The sequence below is a fragment of the Ramlibacter sp. genome (assembly GCF_035554825.1).
GTDB lineage: Bacteria > Pseudomonadota > Gammaproteobacteria > Burkholderiales > Burkholderiaceae_C > Ramlibacter.
On record NZ_DATMHS010000151.1, the window covers coordinates 1 to 15,577 of the forward strand.

The 15,577-nt window shown below is 69.6% G+C and carries 18 protein-coding genes; 7 read left to right on the forward strand and 11 right to left on the reverse strand.

Annotated features, from left to right (window positions below; translation table 11 throughout):
- Positions 1-1,401: VCBS domain-containing protein (locus tag VNT59_RS18770; protein ID WP_325500936.1), on the reverse strand; the 1,401-nt coding region annotated here is incomplete at its 3' end.
- A 284-nt stretch (positions 1,402-1,685) separates the two neighbouring features.
- Here VNT59_RS18770 and VNT59_RS18775 point away from each other — a divergent pair.
- On the forward strand, positions 1,686-2,969 hold the full coding sequence (locus tag VNT59_RS18775) for a multidrug effflux MFS transporter (RefSeq protein ID WP_325500938.1): 1,284 nt from the start codon (positions 1,686-1,688) through the stop codon (positions 2,967-2,969).
- Between the two features lie 80 nt (positions 2,970-3,049).
- Here the strand turns inward: VNT59_RS18775 and VNT59_RS18780 are convergent, their stop codons facing one another.
- Together VNT59_RS18780 and orn are read right to left on the reverse strand one after the other, a co-directional pair.
- Positions 3,050-4,813: a DEAD/DEAH box helicase gene (locus VNT59_RS18780; RefSeq protein ID WP_325500940.1), complete on the reverse strand. Its 1,764-nt coding sequence runs from the start codon at positions 4,811-4,813 to the stop codon at positions 3,050-3,052.
- Positions 4,814-5,038: 225 nt separating this feature from the next.
- The gene (orn, locus tag VNT59_RS18785; protein ID WP_325500942.1) at positions 5,039-5,647 is read right to left on the reverse strand and encodes an oligoribonuclease; all 609 of its coding nucleotides are present in this window, start codon (positions 5,645-5,647) and stop codon (positions 5,039-5,041) included.
- A 37-nt stretch (positions 5,648-5,684) separates the two neighbouring features.
- Here orn and VNT59_RS18790 point away from each other — a divergent pair, with 37 nt between their 5' ends.
- From VNT59_RS18790 to rsgA, 3 genes are read left to right on the forward strand one after another with little or no spacing between them, the layout of a single operon-like run.
- On the forward strand, positions 5,685-6,956 hold the full coding sequence (locus tag VNT59_RS18790; protein ID WP_325500944.1) for a M48 family metallopeptidase: 1,272 nt from the start codon (positions 5,685-5,687) through the stop codon (positions 6,954-6,956).
- Between the two features lie 12 nt (positions 6,957-6,968).
- Positions 6,969-7,304 carry a 4a-hydroxytetrahydrobiopterin dehydratase gene (locus tag VNT59_RS18795; protein ID WP_325500946.1) on the forward strand — a complete coding sequence of 112 codons (336 nt, stop codon included), beginning with the start codon at positions 6,969-6,971 and terminating at the stop codon, positions 7,302-7,304.
- A 28-nt stretch (positions 7,305-7,332) separates the two neighbouring features.
- The gene (rsgA, locus tag VNT59_RS18800; protein ID WP_325500948.1) at positions 7,333-8,256 is read left to right on the forward strand and encodes a ribosome small subunit-dependent GTPase A; all 924 of its coding nucleotides are present in this window, start codon (positions 7,333-7,335) and stop codon (positions 8,254-8,256) included.
- A 9-nt stretch (positions 8,257-8,265) separates the two neighbouring features.
- Here rsgA and VNT59_RS18805 read toward each other — a convergent pair whose 3' ends face one another.
- From VNT59_RS18805 to rpsP, 6 genes are all read right to left on the reverse strand, one after another.
- Complete coding sequence (locus tag VNT59_RS18805) at positions 8,266-9,255, reverse strand: CobD/CbiB family protein (RefSeq protein WP_325500950.1); 990 nt, start codon at positions 9,253-9,255, stop codon at positions 8,266-8,268.
- Positions 9,256-9,287: 32 nt separating this feature from the next.
- Positions 9,288-9,995 (reverse strand): CoA pyrophosphatase, encoded by a 708-nt coding sequence (locus VNT59_RS18810; RefSeq protein ID WP_325500952.1) that lies wholly within the window; start codon positions 9,993-9,995, stop codon positions 9,288-9,290.
- Positions 9,996-10,072: 77 nt separating this feature from the next.
- On the reverse strand, positions 10,073-10,453 hold the full coding sequence (rplS, locus tag VNT59_RS18815; RefSeq protein WP_325500954.1) for a 50S ribosomal protein L19: 381 nt from the start codon (positions 10,451-10,453) through the stop codon (positions 10,073-10,075).
- A gap of 98 nt (positions 10,454-10,551) precedes the next feature.
- The gene (trmD, locus tag VNT59_RS18820) at positions 10,552-11,298 is read right to left on the reverse strand and encodes a tRNA (guanosine(37)-N1)-methyltransferase TrmD (RefSeq protein ID WP_325500956.1); all 747 of its coding nucleotides are present in this window, start codon (positions 11,296-11,298) and stop codon (positions 10,552-10,554) included.
- Positions 11,299-11,316: 18 nt separating this feature from the next.
- Positions 11,317-11,880 (reverse strand): ribosome maturation factor RimM, encoded by a 564-nt coding sequence (gene rimM / locus VNT59_RS18825; protein WP_325500958.1) that lies wholly within the window; start codon positions 11,878-11,880, stop codon positions 11,317-11,319.
- A 6-nt stretch (positions 11,881-11,886) separates the two neighbouring features.
- On the reverse strand, positions 11,887-12,165 hold the full coding sequence (rpsP, locus tag VNT59_RS18830; protein ID WP_325500960.1) for a 30S ribosomal protein S16: 279 nt from the start codon (positions 12,163-12,165) through the stop codon (positions 11,887-11,889).
- A gap of 108 nt (positions 12,166-12,273) precedes the next feature.
- Here rpsP and VNT59_RS18835 point away from each other — a divergent pair, with 108 nt between their 5' ends.
- The 3 genes from VNT59_RS18835 (at position 12,274) to VNT59_RS18845 (ending at position 13,891) form a co-directional block, all read left to right on the forward strand.
- Complete coding sequence (locus VNT59_RS18835; protein ID WP_325500962.1) at positions 12,274-12,807, forward strand: GNAT family N-acetyltransferase; 534 nt, start codon at positions 12,274-12,276, stop codon at positions 12,805-12,807.
- Positions 12,804-13,250 carry a hypothetical protein gene (locus tag VNT59_RS18840; protein WP_325500964.1) on the forward strand — a complete coding sequence of 149 codons (447 nt, stop codon included), beginning with the start codon at positions 12,804-12,806 and terminating at the stop codon, positions 13,248-13,250. The genes VNT59_RS18835 and VNT59_RS18840 overlap by 4 nt, the downstream gene beginning before the upstream one ends.
- 98 nt (positions 13,251-13,348) lie before the next feature.
- Positions 13,349-13,891, forward strand: coding sequence for a GNAT family N-acetyltransferase (locus VNT59_RS18845; RefSeq protein WP_325500966.1), 543 nt, complete (start codon positions 13,349-13,351; stop codon positions 13,889-13,891).
- A 3-nt stretch (positions 13,892-13,894) separates the two neighbouring features.
- Here the strand turns inward: VNT59_RS18845 and VNT59_RS18850 are convergent, their stop codons facing one another.
- Both VNT59_RS18850 and VNT59_RS18855 read right to left on the reverse strand, forming a co-directional pair.
- A complete protein-coding gene (locus VNT59_RS18850; protein ID WP_325500968.1) occupies positions 13,895-14,905 on the reverse strand; it encodes an inorganic phosphate transporter in 1,011 nt (336 codons plus the stop codon).
- A gap of 20 nt (positions 14,906-14,925) precedes the next feature.
- The gene (locus VNT59_RS18855) at positions 14,926-15,573 is read right to left on the reverse strand and encodes a DUF47 domain-containing protein (protein WP_325500970.1); all 648 of its coding nucleotides are present in this window, start codon (positions 15,571-15,573) and stop codon (positions 14,926-14,928) included.
- Positions 15,574-15,577: the final 4 nt, after the last annotated feature.

Below are 15,577 nucleotides of genomic sequence, written 5' to 3' on the forward strand. Positions count from 1 at the left end.
GCTGCCGTCGCCGTTGTTCACCAGGGTGCCGCTGCCGGAGGCGATCGCCAGGGCGCTGGCCACCAGGGCGTCGCTTTCCACATCGGTGGCGTTGGCCAGCAGCTGCGCCTGCGTGATCAGCCGCGCCCCGCTGTCCTCGGCAATCGCCGCCAGCGTCACCGCGCTGGTGGTGGGCGCGTCGTTGACCGCGCTCACGGTGACCGTCGCGGTCGCCACGTTGCTGAGGTTGTAGAGCGCGCTGCCGTCGTTCACCCGGAAACTCACCGTCCTCGTGGCCGTGGCCGGGTCATCGCTGGTATTGGCGTAGGTAACCGAGCGCAGCGCGGCCTGGTAATCCGCCAGCGACGCCGTTCCGGCCAGCGTGAGCACGCCGGTCGCGGCATCGTAGCTGCCGGTGATGCCGCTCTGGTTGGTGAAGCCGAGCACGTCCTGGCCCGACTGGAAGTTGCCGCTGATGCTGACCGCGGCGCCCGTCAGCTGGGCGCTGTCCACATCGGTGATCGCCAGTGTCGGCAACACGGCCGCGGCCGCCTGGTTCTCCGTGAACGCCAGGGTGCCGCTGCCGGTGACGACCGGCGTGTCGTTGGTGCCGTTGATCGTGATGGTGACCTGCTGCGTGCCCCCGTCCGCCGTGGTCACCAGGATCGTGTCCGTCAGCGTCGCCCCCGCATTCAGTCCCTGCACCGCGGCGTTCGCATCGTTGAGCACATAGGTCCAGACGCCGGCGCTCGTCACCCCGTAGGTGCCGTACCCTTGGCCGCTCGCGGTGCCGGCGGCGACCACCTGGAACAGGTCGTCGGGGCCGTCCAGGTCGTCCGCAAAGAGGTCGCCGCTGGCGTTCGGCACGCCCGCCGCGCCGTTGGCCACGCCGCCCGCCTCGGTGACGGCGGCCGTCGGCGCCGCGCCGAGGATCAGCGCGGTGAGGTAGTTGACGGGGCTGAAATGTCCCGGCGAGTCCTCCACCTCGACCGCCAGCTTCTCGGTCATCTGCACCGTGAGCGTGCCGGCGCCGGCGCCGAACTGGAACGAGAAGTCGCTTTCCAGGCCGTTGGAGACCTCGCCCTGCGCGCTGAGCTTCACCGACCCCAGGAAGGCGACGTAGCGCTGCAGCTCGGCCCGCACCGTCGCATCCTGCCATTGCGCCTGCGTCAGCCGCAGGACGATCGTGTCGATGCCCGAGCCGCCGGTGTAGACGTCGGAGGCGCCGGCATTGGCCGCCAGCTCGTAGATCAGCCGGTCGTCGCCCGAGCCGGCTTTGAGGTCGTCGCTGCCGCCGCCGCCATCGAGCACGTCGCTGCCGGCGCCGCCGAAGATGCGCTCGTTGCCGGCCCCGCCGGTGAGCGTGTCGTTCCCTGCCCCGCCGTACAGGTCGTAGTCCCACTGGGTGCTGATGGTGGCCATGGCTGCTCCGGTTGCGTGGCCGCGCCGCGACGCGGCACTGGCTCCGGGGCATTACAGGACGCCGGCGGCCGGCGCGCATCGGCGAAACGTCCTTTCTTGGCCCCGGGGCGGGGCGCGGCCTCACAGGACTTTTGTCACGGCAGAGCGAACGCCGGCGCCGCGGCGGGAGGTGCCAGATGGCCCGTCGGCCCAGCGCGTGGGCGCATGCTCGACCATGACCAGGACTTGGGACCGGTCGCCCGGCTTTTCGCTTCCGGCGGGCGAACGGCTAGACTCTCGGCCTCGTGAATCCCGAAGCCGATCAACTCTGGCGCGCGCCGCGCTGGGCCCTCGCCGTGCTGCTCGCCGTCCTCGGCATGCTGGGGCCGTTCTCGATCGACACCTACCTCCCGGCCTTCTCGGGCATCGCCGGGGCCCTCGACGCCTCGCCGGTGCAGATGCAGCAGACGCTGTCGGCGTACCTGTTCGGGTTCGCCTTCATGAACCTGTTCCACGGCGCGCTCGCCGACAGCTTCGGCCGCCGGCCGGTCGTCCTGTGGGGCATCGCCGTCTTCACGCTGGCTTCGGCCGGCTGCGCGCTGTCGCAAAGCATCGGCCAGCTGGTGTTCTTCCGGGGCTTGCAGGGCCTGTCCACCGGCGCCGGGATCGTCGTCTCGCGCGCGGTGGTGCGCGACATGTTCGCGCCGGCCGACGCGCAGAAGGTGATGAGCCAGATCACGATCTATTTCGGCGTGGCGCCGGCCATCGCGCCGATCATCGGCGGCTGGCTGCTGGTGAACACCGGCTGGCACAGCATCTTCTGGTTCCTCACCTTCGTCGGCATGGTGCTGTGGACGGCGAACTTCCGGCTGCTGCCGGAGACCTTGCACGCGACCCAGCGCCAGCCGTTCAACGTGGCGAACCTGATGCAGGGCTACTGGCAGCTCGGCTCCAGCCCGCGCTTCCTGCTGCTGGCGCTGGCCAGCGGGGTGCCGTTCAACGGCATGTTCCTGTACGTGCTGTCGGCGCCGGCGTTTCTGGGCCAGCACCTCGGCCTCGCGCCGACGCAGTTCTTCTGGTTCTTCGTGCTCACCATCAGCGGCATCATGGGCGGCGCCTGGGTCAGCGGCCGCCTCGCCGGCAAGATCGCGCCGCGACGACAGATCCGCCATGGCTTCGTGATCATGCTGCTGGTCTCGCTCGGCAACGTCGCCGCGAACTTCACCTTCGAGCCGAGGGCCAGCTGGGCGATGATCCCGATCGCCCTCTTCGCCTTCGGCTGGGCCTTGATGGTCCCGGTGGTGACGCTGCTGGTGCTCGATCTCTACCCGGAGCGGCGCGGCATGGCCTCGTCCCTGCAGGCGGTGGTCGGCTCCACGGCCAACGGCATCGTGGCCGGCGCGATCGCGCCGCTGGTGATGCACTCGACGCGCGCGCTGGCGCTGTCGTCGATCACGATGATGGGCGTGGGCCTGGTCGCATGGGTGTGGGTGAAACGTCATGCACCCGAGATCGGGCGCCTGCACGCTGGCGAGTCGCCGGCGCGGACGCACGCGGCAGGCGCGCGCCAGGACCGGGCGTCGCGCTGAACGACAGCGCCGCGCACGCCAGCGTGCCGGCCAAAAGAAAGCCGGCATCGCGGCCGGCTTTCTTCATTCGCTCGCGGTGATCAGGCCGCCTTGTACGGCCGCTTCTTGAGGTCGCGCGGCACGAAGACCTTGCCGCCGTTGCCCAGCTTGGCCGGCTTGTCGAACGACGCGCGGCGCTCGGCGCCATCGCCGCGCCGGCCGAAACCCTCCGTGCCGCCGCCCGCGAAGCGCGGATCGAAGCCGCCCTTGCGCTGGTCGGCAAAGCGGTCGCGGTCGCGTCCGCCCTGGCCGCCGCCGAAGCCGGCGCCGGCCTGCCGGGCGCCATCGAACGGGCCGCGCGCGTGGCGCTCGCCGTCGAACGGGCCGCGGGCCTGGCGGTCGCCGAACCCGCCGCCGAAGCCGTTGCCCTTGCGCGGGGCACCGAACCTGCGGTCGCGCGACGGCGTCTCCCGGCCACGGCCGGCGAAGTCGCCGCGCGGGCCCTGCGGCGCGCGCTGCTGCGGCTCCAGGCCCGGAATCGTCTCGGGCTTGAACTGCTGGCGCGTGTAGCCTTCGATGTCGAAAATCTTGCGGCGGTCGCGAAACTCGGCGAAGGTCACGGCCAGGCCGTCGCGGCCGGCGCGGCCGGTGCGGCCGATGCGGTGGGTGTAGTCCTCGGCCTTCATCGGCAGGCCGAAGTTGAAGACGTGCGTGATGGTCGGCACGTCGATGCCGCGCGCGGCGACGTCGGTCGCCACCAGCACCTGGACCTGCCCGTTGCGCAGCGCCATCAGCCGCCGGTTGCGCAGGCCCTGGCTCAGCGCCCCGTGCAGCGCCACGGCGTCGAACCCGGCCTGCTGCAGGTCGCCCGCGAGCCCGTCGCACTCGATCTGGGTGCTGGCGAACACGATCGCCTGGTTGATCGAGGTGTCGCGCAGCCAGTGATCGAGCAGCTTGCGCTTGTGCTGGGGCGTGTCGGCCCAGAACAGCACCTGCTTGATGTTGGCGTGCTTGTCCTGCGGGCTGTCGATCTGGATCCGGCGCGGCTGGCGCATCACCCGGGCGGCCAGCTGCTGGATGCGCGGCGCGAAGGTCGCGCTGAACATCATCGTCTGCTGGCGCTCGACGGTCAGCTGGTTCACTTCGGCCAGGTCATCGGCGAAGCCGAGGTCGAGCATGCGGTCGGCTTCGTCGACGACCAGGAACTGCACCTTCTCGAGCTTGATCTGCGACGAGCGCTGCAGGTCCAGCAGGCGGCCCGGCGTGGCGACCACCAGGTCGGCGTTCTGCAGCTTGGCGATCTGCATCTGGTAGGGCATGCCGCCCACCACGTTGGCGATGCGCAGGCCGCGGCAGTGCTTGACCAAATCGATGGCGTCGTGCGCCACCTGCTGCGCCAGTTCGCGCGTCGGGCACAGCACCAGCGCGCCCGGCGTGGCGGCCTTGAAGTTGCGCGGGCTGGTCGGGTCCTTGCGCTTGGCGCGCTTGGGCGGCGGCTCGCCCTTGGCCGCCGCTTCGGCGACGGCACGGTCGTAGTCGGCGCGCGCCTGCGCTTCGGCGTGCGCCTGCTGGCGCAGCAGCGTGTGCAGCACCGGCAACAGGAAGGCCACGGTCTTGCCGCTGCCGGTCTGGCTGGAGACCATCAGGTCGGTGAAGCCGGCGCTCGCGTCGTCCGAGGGCATCGCCAGCGGAACGGTCTCTTCCTGCACCGCCGTCGGCTGGGTGAAGCCCAGGTCGTCCAGCGCGCGCAGCAGCTCGGGCTCGAGGCCCATCTTCAGGAAGCCATTGGGCGCGATCGGCGCGGTATCGATGGCAGCGGTTTGCACGGGCGAAGCTTCGCCCGGCACGTCAAAGGTGTCGGTCATGTCGTGGTACTCACACGGTCACGCCGCCGAAGATGGCGGCGTGGTCGTCAATGGTTAAGGAACATCAACCATCAAACGACTGCAGGCCGGGAAGGCACTGGTGGCTCCAGCGGGTGCGCTGTTTCGACTGCGGCGCCGGGGGCGCTGTGCTCAGTCGTGAGCCGGTGTGTGAAGGGAGATGCACGAGGGCTGCGAAGTGCAGCCGAGCCAGCGATTATCGCACGATCAGGGTTTTCCTGCAGGCGGCCGCGGAATCTCGAGCCGCAGGAAGTGCTCGCGGTAGTGCGCAAGCTCGTCGATGGACTCGTGGACATCGGCCAGCGCGGTGTGCTTTTGCTGCTTCTTGAACGAGTTGTAGACGTCGGGCCGCCAGCGCTTGGCGAGCTCCTTGAGCGCGCTCACGTCGACGTTGCGGTAGTGGAAGAACGCTTCCAGCTTCGGCATGTACTTCACGAGGAACCGGCGATCCTGGCTGATGCTGTTGCCGCACATCGGCGCCGCGCCCTTGGGCGCATAGCGCGAGAGGAAGTCCAGGATCGCCTGCTCCGCCTGCGCCTCGGTGACCGTCGACGCCTTCACCTTGTCGATCAGGCCGCTGCGGCCATGGGTGCCCTTGTTCCACGAATCCATCTTGTCGAGCTGGGCGTCGCTCTGGTGGATGGCGAACACGGGACCTTCCACGCGCGGCGTGAGTTCGGGACCGGTGACGATCACGGCGATCTCGATCAGGCGGTCGCCCTCGGGATCGAGCCCCGTCATCTCGCAGTCGAGCCAGATCAGGTTCTGGTCGCTCTTGGGCAGGGCCGGCAGGGCCGCGGCATCGTTGTCTGGCATCCTTGCGATTGTCGCCGATGGCCTAAACTAGCGCCGAATGCAAGCCCATGCTTCCCAGACGCTGATCCTCGCATTCGCCGCGTTCCTGCTCGCCGGGTTGGGCGTGAAATTCTGGCTCGCCTCGCGCCAGATCCGCCACGTCGCCCGGCATCGCCAGGCGGTGCCCGCGCCCTTCGACGGCGTGGTCACGCTCGCCGCGCACCAGAAGGCCGCCGACTACACCATCACCAAGACCCGTTTGAGCCTGCTGGAACTGGCGTTCGGGGCGGCGGTGCTGCTCGGCTGGACGCTGCTGGGCGGCCTCGATGCCCTCAATCGCTGGCTCATCGGCATGCTCGGGACGGGCATGTGGCAGCAGCTCGCGCTGCTCGGCTGCTTCGCGCTGATCAGCGGCGCGCTGGAACTGCCCTTCACCCTGTACCAGACCTTCGTGGTCGAGGAGCGCTTCGGCTTCAACAAGATGACGCTGCGGCTGTGGCTGGCGGACCTCGCGAAGTCGGCGCTGGTCGGCGTCCTGATCGGGCTGCCGATCGCCGCGCTGATCCTGTGGCTCATGGGCGCGACCGGCCGCTTCTGGTGGCTCTGGGCCTGGGCTGTCTGGATGGCGTTCAACCTGCTGCTGCTGCTGGTGTATCCCACCTTCATCGCGCCGATCTTCAACAAGTTCAAGCCGCTGGACGACGAGGTCCTGAAGGCGCGCGTGACGGCGCTGATGCAGCGCTGCGGCTTCGCCGCCAAGGGCCTGTTCGTGATGGACGGCAGCAAGCGCAGCGCCCATGCCAACGCGTATTTCACCGGCTTCGGCGCGGCCAAGCGGGTGGTGTTCTACGACACGCTGCTGGCGAAGCTGTCGCCGGGCGAAGTCGACGCGGTGCTGGCGCACGAGCTGGGCCACTACAAGCACAAGCACATCCTCAAGCGGATCGGCGGCCTCTTCGCGCTGAGCCTGGGAGGCTTCGCGCTGCTGGGCTGGCTGTCGACGCAGGCCTGGTTCTATTTCGGCCTCGGCGTGCGGCCCAACGTGCAGGGCCCCAACGACGCCCTGGCGCTGCTGCTGTTCCTGCTGGCGGTGCCGGTGTTCTCGTTCTTCATCTCGCCGGTGCTGGCGCTGTTTTCGCGCAAGCACGAGTTCCAGGCCGACGCCTACGCCGTGCGCCAGACCAGCGGCCGGGATCTCTCCAGCGCCCTGCTCAAGCTGTACGAGGACAACGCCTCGACCCTCACGCCCGATCCGGTGTACGTCACGTTCTACTATTCGCATCCCCCGGCGGCGCAGCGGCTCGCCCGCCTGGCGCCGGCGGCGGCCTGACGAGGCAGGTCCATGGAGTCGATGCTGAACAGGAAGGACTGGTCGCAGGTGCGCCGCCGCGCCCTCGGCCCGACCGAGATCGTGACGCGGCTGTCGGTGCTGCCCGGCTGGCAGCTCGCCGGCGACGGCGCCGATGTCGCGATCGAGAAGACCTACCGCTTCGCGAACTACTACGAGACGATCTCGTTCGTGAACGCGGTGGCGTTCGTCGCCAACGCGCAGGACCATCACCCGGCGCTGTCGGTCCACTACGACCGCTGCGTGGTGCGCTTCAACACGCACGACGTCAAGGGCCTGTCCGAAACCGACTTCGAATGCGCGGCGCAGGTCGACGCGCTGCTGGCATGAGCCCGGCGCCGGCGCGCCCGGCGGCGGGATGGCCGTGACCGCGGCCGCCGGGCTGCAGCCCGGCCTCGTCGTGGCCAGCCATGGCCGTCACTGCCTGGTGGAGACGGCCGACGGCCGGCGCCTGATCTGCCATCCGCGCGGCAAGAAGAGCCAGGCCGTGGTCGGCGACCGCGTGCTCTGGCGGGGGTCGCACGACGAAGGCACGATCGAGCAGGTGCAGGCGCGGCGCAATCTGTTCTACCGGCGCGACGAGATCCGCACCAAGTCGTTCGCCGCCAACCTGGACCACGTGCTGATCCTGGTGGCCGCGGAGCCGGAGTTCTCCGAGCATCAGCTGGCCCGCGCCCTGATCGCCGCCGAAGCCGAGCGCATCGAGCCGGTGATCGCGCTGAACAAGAGCGACCTGGTCGAGCCGTTCGAGCGGGCCTGGGCCCGCCTGCTGCCGTACCAGCAGATGCACTACGGCGTGCTGCCGCTGTCGCTGCGGCTGTCGGGCGACGTCGACCGCGCCAAGCTGCTGGCGCTGCTGCGCGGCAAGACGACGCTGGTGCTCGGCCCCTCGGGCGCGGGCAAGAGCACGCTGATCAACCTGCTGGTGCCGGGGGCCGCGGCGCAGACGGGCGAGATCTCGAAGGCGCTGCAATCGGGCAAGCACACCACGACCTCCACCACCTGGTACTGGGTCGATGCCGAGCGCACGACGGCGCTGATCGATTCGCCGGGCTTCCAGGAATTCGGCCTGCATCACATCGAACCGATGCAGCTCGCGGCCTGCATGCCGGACCTGAAGCCCGCCCTCGGCCAGTGCAAGTTCTACAACTGCACGCACCGGCACGAACCGGGCTGCGCGATCATGCCGCTGGTCGGGCGCGAGGGGCCCGGCGGCATCTCGCCGACGCGCTACCGCATCTACCAGGATCTGTTCGCGGAGCTGTCGCAGCCGCGGTTCTGAGACCGCGCCCTACCCGAGCAGGCGCGCCAGCGTCAGCAAGGCCAGCAGCACCATCCACAGCACCACCGAGCGCCAGACCAGGCCGACGATGCTGCGCAGGTGGCCGATCTCGGCTTCGCGCCCCGGCGTGCTCTCGGTGTCGACCATGCCTTCGGCGGCGCTGGAACGAAAGCCCTGGCCGTTCGGCGCGTAGGCGGATTTCAGCGCTTCGCCACCCAGGCGCACGTTCACCGCGCCCGAGGTGGCGGCCAGGATCACGCCATCGTTGTCGTTGGGAAAGCGCTGGGCATAGTTGCGCCAGCAGTCGATCGCGTCCTCGAAGCTGCCGACCACCGCGAAGGCGAGCGCCGTGATCCGCGCCGGCAGCCAGTCGATCGCCGCCCACGCGCCGGCGGCCGTCGACTGCAGGGCCGGGCTGGCCGGCTGCGTCTGCACCTGCGCGCGGTGGCGCCAGTAGCGGTTGACGAATTCGCTCATGCGATACAGCACGGCGCCGGCCGGGCCGAAGCCGAAGGCCGCCAGCACCGAGAACCAGGCGAGCACCCCGAACACGTGCCGGTGCGCGGCCAGCACCGAATACTCGATCACGTGGCGCACGATCTCGCTGCGGGGCAGCTCGCTGGCGTCGACCTGCTGCCATTCGGCGAGCAGCTGCCGCGCCAGCACTTCGTCGCCGCCGTCCAGCGCGTCGCGGATGGCCGTGAAGTGGTGGCTGAACTGCCGGAATCCCAGCGTCGCGTACAGCACCGCGACGCTCCACAGCACCGCGAACGGCCAGCCCAGGAAGACGGCGAGCAGCCAGTGCACGCCCAGGGCGAGCAGCGCCGGCAGCACCGTCGCCAGGGACCAGGCCACCACCGCGTGCTGCCGCCGGCCGGTGTCGAAGTTGCGACTGACCCAGCGCGCCCACAAACGCAGGCCGTTGTGGATGGGGTTGTGCCGTGCGAGCGGGCGCACCTGTTCGATCAGCAGCGCGAACAGGATGGCGAAAAAGCTCATTCGCCAATGATACGGGCAGCGCCCGGGCCGGGTCAGGCGCTCAGGAACCGGTAGAAGTTGCGCAGCATGGCGGCCGTGGCGCCCCAGACGAAGCGCTCGATGTCGCCATCGCGGTACGGCATCGAGAACCACTCGCGCCGCACGCCATGCCACTCGATTGCGTGGCGGCGGTGGTGCGCCGGGTTCATCAGGAACGCGAGCGGCACCTCGAACGCGTCCGCCACCTCGAACGCATTGAGGGTGAGCTGGTGTCCGGGCTCGACCAGCCCCACCACCGGGGTGATGATGAACTGGGTGCCGGTGGTGTACGTGGGCAGCTGGCCGATGATGTCGACCAGCCCGGGCGCCAGCCCGATCTCCTCCTGCGCCTCGCGCAGGGCGGTATGGGCCTCGTCGCGGTCGGTGGCGTCGCGCTTGCCCCCGGGGAAGGCCACCTGCCCCGAGTGCGTCGACAGGTGGGTCGTGCGCTCCGTCAGCAGCACCATCGGCTGCTCGCGCATCACGATCGGCACCAGCACCGAAGCGTGCGCCGGCTCGCGCTCCGAGAAACGGCGCTCGGTCCACAGCTCAGGCTCCCAGCGCGGCGGTGCCTGGAACCGGGCGCGCAGCGCCTGCGGCCGCAGCGCGGCCTCGGCCACCGGCGGCAGGTGCGCGTCGACGCCCAGCACCGGCACGCGGCGCGGATCGAAGTTCGGCAGCCTGGAAAGCGGCAGGTCGGCGGGCGCCGGATTGATGGGCATGAGGCGAACGATGGGGCCGGAATGAAAAAGGCCGCCCGCAGCACTCGGCTGGGCGGCCATCTCCAGGGCGGGGCTGCTTATTCGGCGGCCGCGGCCTTGTTGTGGTGCGCCAGCTTTTCCTTGATGCGCGCCGACTTGCCGCTGCGCTCGCGCAGGTAGTACAGCTTGGCGCGGCGGACGTCGCCGCGGCGCTTGACTTCGATGCCGGCGATCAGCGGGCTGTAGGTCTGGAAGGTACGCTCCACGCCTTCGCCGCTGGAGATCTTGCGCACCGTGAAGCCGCTGTTCAGGCCGCGGTTGCGCTTGGCGATCACGACGCCTTCGTAGGCCTGCACGCGCTTGCGGGTGCCTTCGACGACGTTGACGCTGACGATGACGGTGTCGCCGGGGGCGAACTCGGGAATGTTCTTGCCCAGGCGGGCAATTTCTTCCTGCTCGAGGGTCTGGATCAGATTCATGGGATTCCTGTTCGATCGTGCCCGCGCTACACAAGGGGCGGCGCCTTCGAGGCGCCGCGGCCGGGCAGAGGATCGGAAAAGCCTGCCATTATAGCCCGTCAGCCGATCTTCGCCAGGAAGGCCTCGTCGGCCGGCGACAGGCGCCCCGCCGCCCGGGCGCCGGCGATCAGGTCCGGCCGGTGGCGGGCCGTGATCTCCAGCCGCCGGTCCCGCCGCCAGCGCTCGATCTGCGCGTGGTGGCCGGACAGCAGCTCGGCCGGGACCCGCGCGCCGTCCCAGTCTTCGGGCCGGGTGTAGTGCGGGCAATCGAGCAGCCCGTCCAGCGCCGGATGGAAACTGTCGAACTGGTGGCTGTCCTCGTCGCCCAGCACCCCCGGCTGCAGGCGGGCGACGGCGTCGAGCAAGGCCATGGCCGCGATCTCGCCGCCGGACAGCACGAAGTCGCCCAGGCTGACCTGGACGTCGACGTGACGGTCGATGAAGCGCTGGTCGATGCCTTCGTAGCGTCCGCACAGCAGGATCGCCCCGGCGCTCGCGGACCAGCGCTCCACGCCGGCGTGATCGAGCCGCTGCCCGATCGGCGAGAAGAGGACCACCGGGGCGGCATCGGCGCGCTCGGCCCGGATCGCGTCCAGGCAGCGCGCCAGCGGCGCGGCCATCATCACCATGCCGGGGCCGCCGCCGAACGGACGGTCGTCGACCCGGCGGTAGTTTCCCTCGGCGAAATCGCGCGGCTGCCACAGCCGCACCTGCACCTGCCCCGATTCGTAGGCGCGACGGGTCACGCCGCTGGCGAGGAACGGCGCGAACAGCTCGGGAAACAGGGTGATGACGTCGAAGCGCATGGCGGCGTCCGGGCCGGATCAGTAATCCGGCTGCCAGTCCACGATGATGCGCTTGCCGGCGATGTCCACGGTGTCGACGTAGGCGGCGACGAACGGGATCATCCGCTCGGCCGGCTGGCCGTCGTCGGCCCGGTATTCGAGCACCAGCACCGTCTGCGGGCCGGTGGACAGCAGGTCCTTCACCGCGCCGAGCGCCAGCCCTTCGCGATTGGACACCTGCAGCCCGATCAGGTCGACCCAGTAATACTCGTCGTCGCCCGGGGTGGGGAAACTCGAACGCGCGACGAACACCCGGGCGCCGCGCAGCGCCTCGGCGGCCGTGCGGTCGTCGATGTCCTGCGCCGTGGCCACCACGCTGTCGGCGTGCTCCTTGGCCTCGCGCACGCGCAGCAGCACGGCGCCGGCGAAGGCCTTCTGGCCTTTTTCCGGCGGCAGCAGGTACCAGCGCTTGGAAGAAAAAAGCGCCTCCGGGGAAGCGCTGTGGGGCAGGACCTTGAACCAGCCCTTGATGCCCCAGGCATCGGCGATGCGCCCGACTTCGACGGCGTCCGCGGGCAGTTCCGCGGCCTCGAGGCCGGTCATCGCGCCTCAGGCCGCGGCGGGAGCCGCGGCGGCGGTGCCGGCCTTGGCGGCGGCCTGCTTGATCAGGCGGTCCACGGTGGGCGAGGTCTGGGCGCCGACGCCCTTCCAGTAGGTCAGGCGGTCCTGGGCGATGCGCAGGCCTTCCTCGCCGTCCTTGGCGATCGGGTTGTAGAAGCCCAGGCGCTCGATGAAGCGGCCGTCGCGGCGCACACGCTTGTCGGCAACGACGATGTTGAAGAACGGACGGGCCTTGGCGCCGCCGCGGGAGAGTCGAATGACGACCATGATTTATCCTTCGGGTGGAGGGTATTTTTCCCAGCGTTGAGACACGCGACATGGCCACCCGGCCAGCGACACGCTGAAGAACCCGCGATTATAACCTTCAGCCGCCCCATGAGCACGATCCGCCCCAGCCGCGACCAGGACCTGCCCGCCATCACGGCGATCTACGCGCACCACGTGCTCCACGGCACCGGCACGTTCGAGACCACCCCGCCGACCCAGGAGGACATGGCCGCCCGCCGCGCGGACGTGCTGGCCAAGGGCCTGCCGTATCTGGTGGTGGAGGACGCGGGCCGGGTGCTCGGCTTCGCCTATTGCCAGTGGTTCAAGCCGCGGCCGGCCTACCGGTTCTCGGCCGAGGATTCGATCTACCTGGACCCGCAGGCGGCCGGCCGCGGGCTGGGCGGCCAGCTGCTGCAGGCGCTGTCGGGCCGGGCCGAGGCCTGCGGCATCCGCAAGCTGATCGCGGTGATCGGTGATTCCGCCAACGCCGCCTCCATCGGCGTGCACCGGTCGGTCGGGTTCACCCCGGCCGGCGTCATCCGGTCCTGCGGCTGGAAGTTCGACCGCTGGCTCGACATCGTGCTGATGGAGAAGGCGCTCGGCGCCGGCGACGCCGCGCCGCCCGACCGGGCGACCCCATGAAGAACAAGACACTGGCCGCCTGGCTGGCCTTCCTCGGCGGACCGCTCGGGCTGCACCGGTTCTACCTGCACGGCGGCCGCGACCTCCTCGGCTGGCTGCTGCCGCTGCCGACCCTGGTCGGCCTCTACGGCGTGCTGCGGGTACAGCGTTACGGCGTCGACGATCAGCTGAGCTGGGTCCTGATCCCCTTCGTGGGCTTCACGATCGCGGCCTGCGCGCTGACGGCCATCGTGTACGGGCTCGCCAGCCCGCAGCAGTGGAACCGCTGGTTCAATCCGTCGGCCGCGCCCGAGGACGCCGCCGGCGGCACCAGCTGGCTGACCATCTTCGCGGTCGCGCTGGCGCTGCTGGTGGGCACCGGCGTGCTGATGGCGAGCCTCGCCTTCAGCTTCCAGCGCTACTTCGAGTACCAGATCGAAGAGGGTCGCAAGATCTCGCAGTGAGCCGGCCACCGCATGGAGTCATGCGAAGGCGGCATTTCCATCTGCTGCCGAGCCAGCGTAGATTGGGACGTCCAGCAATCCCCACCAGGAGAGACGCCATGGATGCGGCCCACCGAGCCGACGCGACGCGGATCACCATCCGCGCCCAGGAACCCCAGGACGCTGCCGCCCTCTCGGCCCTCATGGGCAGCCAGGGCACGTTCGAGGGCACGCTGCAACTGCCAGACATGCCGGTCGCCTCGCGGCTGGAATACCTGCAGAAGGTCGACCCGCACAGCTGCCTGCTGGTGGCCGAGGCCGGGACCGGCGTGATCGGCGCGGCGGGCCTGCACCTGCCGCACCGCGGCCTGCGGCGGGCCCATGCCCGCACCCTGGGTATCGGCATCGCGGCGGAATGGCAGGGCCGCGGCGTCGGCCGGCAGCTGATCGCGCGCCTGCTGGACTGGGCCGACAACTGGGCCGGCATCCTGCGCGTGGAGCTGACCGTCCATGCGGACAACGACCGTGCGATCGCGCTGTACCGTGGCATGGGCTTCGTCGAGGAAGGCCGGCACCGGGCCTATGCGCTGAAGAACGGCCGCTATGTCGACGCGTTCTTCATGGCCCGGCTGCACCCGCGGCAGCCGCTGGTCGCGGCGTGAGCCTCAGAAGATCTGCAGGCTGACCCAGTAGGCGATCCCGGCGACGAACGCGCTCGCCGGGATCGTGAAGATCCAGGCCCAGACGATGTTGCCGGCGACGCCCCAGCGCACGGCGCTGGCCCGCTGGGTCGAACCGACGCCGACGATCGCGCCGGTGATGGTGTGGGTGGTGGACACCGGAATGCCGAGCGCGGACGCCAGGAACAAGGTCAGCGCGCCGCCGGTCTCGGCGCAAAAGCCGTGCACCGGCTTGAGCTTGGTGATCCGCTGGCCCATGGTCTTGACGATGCGCCAGCCGCCGAACATCGTGCCCATGCCGATCGCCAGGTAGCAGGACAGGATCACCCAGTTGGGGGGCGCCTTGTCGCCCGGCAGCGTCATGCCGGCGGCGATCAGCAGCATCCAGATGATGCCGATCGTCTTCTGGGCGTCGTTGCCGCCGTGGCCCAGGCTGTAGGCGCCGGCGGAAACCAGTTGCAGCCGGCGGAACCAGCGGTCGATGCGCGACGGCGTCGCGCGCCGGAACAGCTGCGACACCAGCACCATGATCAGCGACCCCAGCACGAACCCCATCAGCGGCGACAGGAAGATCCACAGCACGGTCTTCCAGATCCCGGCGCCGATCAGCGCGCCGGCGCCCGACTTCGCCATCACGGCGCCCACGATCCCGCCGATCAGCGCGTGCGAGGAGCTGCTGGGAATGCCGTAGTACCAGGTGACGACGTTCCAGGTGATGGCGCCGATCAGGGCGCCGAACACCACGTGGGTGTCGACCACCCCCGGCTGGACGATCCCCTTGCCCACCGTCGCGGCCACGCTGAGGTGAAAGATCAGGATCGCGATCAGGTTGAACGCGGCCGCGAACACGACCGCGGTGGTCGGCCGCAGCACGCCGGTGGACACCACGGTGGCGATCGAGTTCGCCGCGTCGTGGAAGCCGTTCATGAAGTCGAACGCCAGGGCCAGGGCGATCAGGAAGACCACCAGCCACAGGGCGGTTTGCGCGTTTTCCATCCGGGAGGCTCCGCGCCGGGCTAGGAGTGCTCGATCACGATGCCTTCGATCACGTTGGCAACGTCTTCGCACTTGTCGGTGATGGTCTCCAGCAGCTCGTAGATGGCCTTGAGCTTGATCACTTCGCGCACGTCCGGCTCTTCGCGGAACAGCTTGCTCATCGCCGAGCGCATCACGCGGTCGGCGTCGGACTCCAGCTTGTCGATCTCTTCGCAGCTCTTGAGCGCCGCTTCGACCGAGGCCGGCTCGGACAGCTTGCCCAGCATGCTCACGGCTTCCTTCACGCGGTCGCAGCAGCGCACGCTGAGGTCGGTGAGGCGGGTGATTTCCTCGGTCATGTGATGGACGTCGTACAGCGCCATCGTTTCGGCCGAATCCTGGATCAGGTCGGCCACGTCGTCCATCGTGTTGATCAGCGTGTGGATCTGGTCGCGGTCGATCGGGGTGATGAACGTCTTGTGGATCATCTTGTTCACGTCGTGCGTGACCCGGTCGGCGGCCCGCTCGGCGTTGTCGACATCGCGGTTGTACTGCTCCCGCAGGTGCGGGTCGTTGTAGTTGGCGACGAGCTGGGAAAAAGCGCGCGCCGCCTCCACGATGCGGTCGGCATGATGATTGAACATCTCGAAGAAATTGCCTTCGCGCGGCAGCAACTTGCCAAAGAGCATGCGT

Coding starts and splice junctions, on each gene's coding strand:
- VNT59_RS18780 (WP_325500940.1), bottom strand. CDS start 4,813: ATGACCGACACCTTTGACGTGCCGGGCGAAGCTTCGCCCGTGCAAACC.
- orn (WP_325500942.1), bottom strand. CDS start 5,647: ATGCCAGACAACGATGCCGCGGCCCTGCCGGCCCTGCCCAAGAGCGAC.
- VNT59_RS18790 (WP_325500944.1), top strand. CDS start 5,685: ATGCAAGCCCATGCTTCCCAGACGCTGATCCTCGCATTCGCCGCGTTC.
- VNT59_RS18795 (WP_325500946.1), top strand. CDS start 6,969: ATGGAGTCGATGCTGAACAGGAAGGACTGGTCGCAGGTGCGCCGCCGC.
- rsgA (WP_325500948.1), top strand. CDS start 7,333: ATGGCCGTGACCGCGGCCGCCGGGCTGCAGCCCGGCCTCGTCGTGGCC.
- VNT59_RS18805 (WP_325500950.1), bottom strand. CDS start 9,255: ATGAGCTTTTTCGCCATCCTGTTCGCGCTGCTGATCGAACAGGTGCGC.
- VNT59_RS18810 (WP_325500952.1), bottom strand. CDS start 9,995: ATGCCCATCAATCCGGCGCCCGCCGACCTGCCGCTTTCCAGGCTGCCG.
- rplS (WP_325500954.1), bottom strand. CDS start 10,453: ATGAATCTGATCCAGACCCTCGAGCAGGAAGAAATTGCCCGCCTGGGC.
- trmD (WP_325500956.1), bottom strand. CDS start 11,298: ATGCGCTTCGACGTCATCACCCTGTTTCCCGAGCTGTTCGCGCCGTTC.
- rimM (WP_325500958.1), bottom strand. CDS start 11,880: ATGACCGGCCTCGAGGCCGCGGAACTGCCCGCGGACGCCGTCGAAGTC.
- rpsP (WP_325500960.1), bottom strand. CDS start 12,165: ATGGTCGTCATTCGACTCTCCCGCGGCGGCGCCAAGGCCCGTCCGTTC.
- VNT59_RS18835 (WP_325500962.1), top strand. CDS start 12,274: ATGAGCACGATCCGCCCCAGCCGCGACCAGGACCTGCCCGCCATCACG.
- VNT59_RS18840 (WP_325500964.1), top strand. CDS start 12,804: ATGAAGAACAAGACACTGGCCGCCTGGCTGGCCTTCCTCGGCGGACCG.
- VNT59_RS18845 (WP_325500966.1), top strand. CDS start 13,349: ATGGATGCGGCCCACCGAGCCGACGCGACGCGGATCACCATCCGCGCC.
- VNT59_RS18850 (WP_325500968.1), bottom strand. CDS start 14,905: ATGGAAAACGCGCAAACCGCCCTGTGGCTGGTGGTCTTCCTGATCGCC.
- VNT59_RS18855 (WP_325500970.1), bottom strand. CDS start 15,573: ATGCTCTTTGGCAAGTTGCTGCCGCGCGAAGGCAATTTCTTCGAGATG.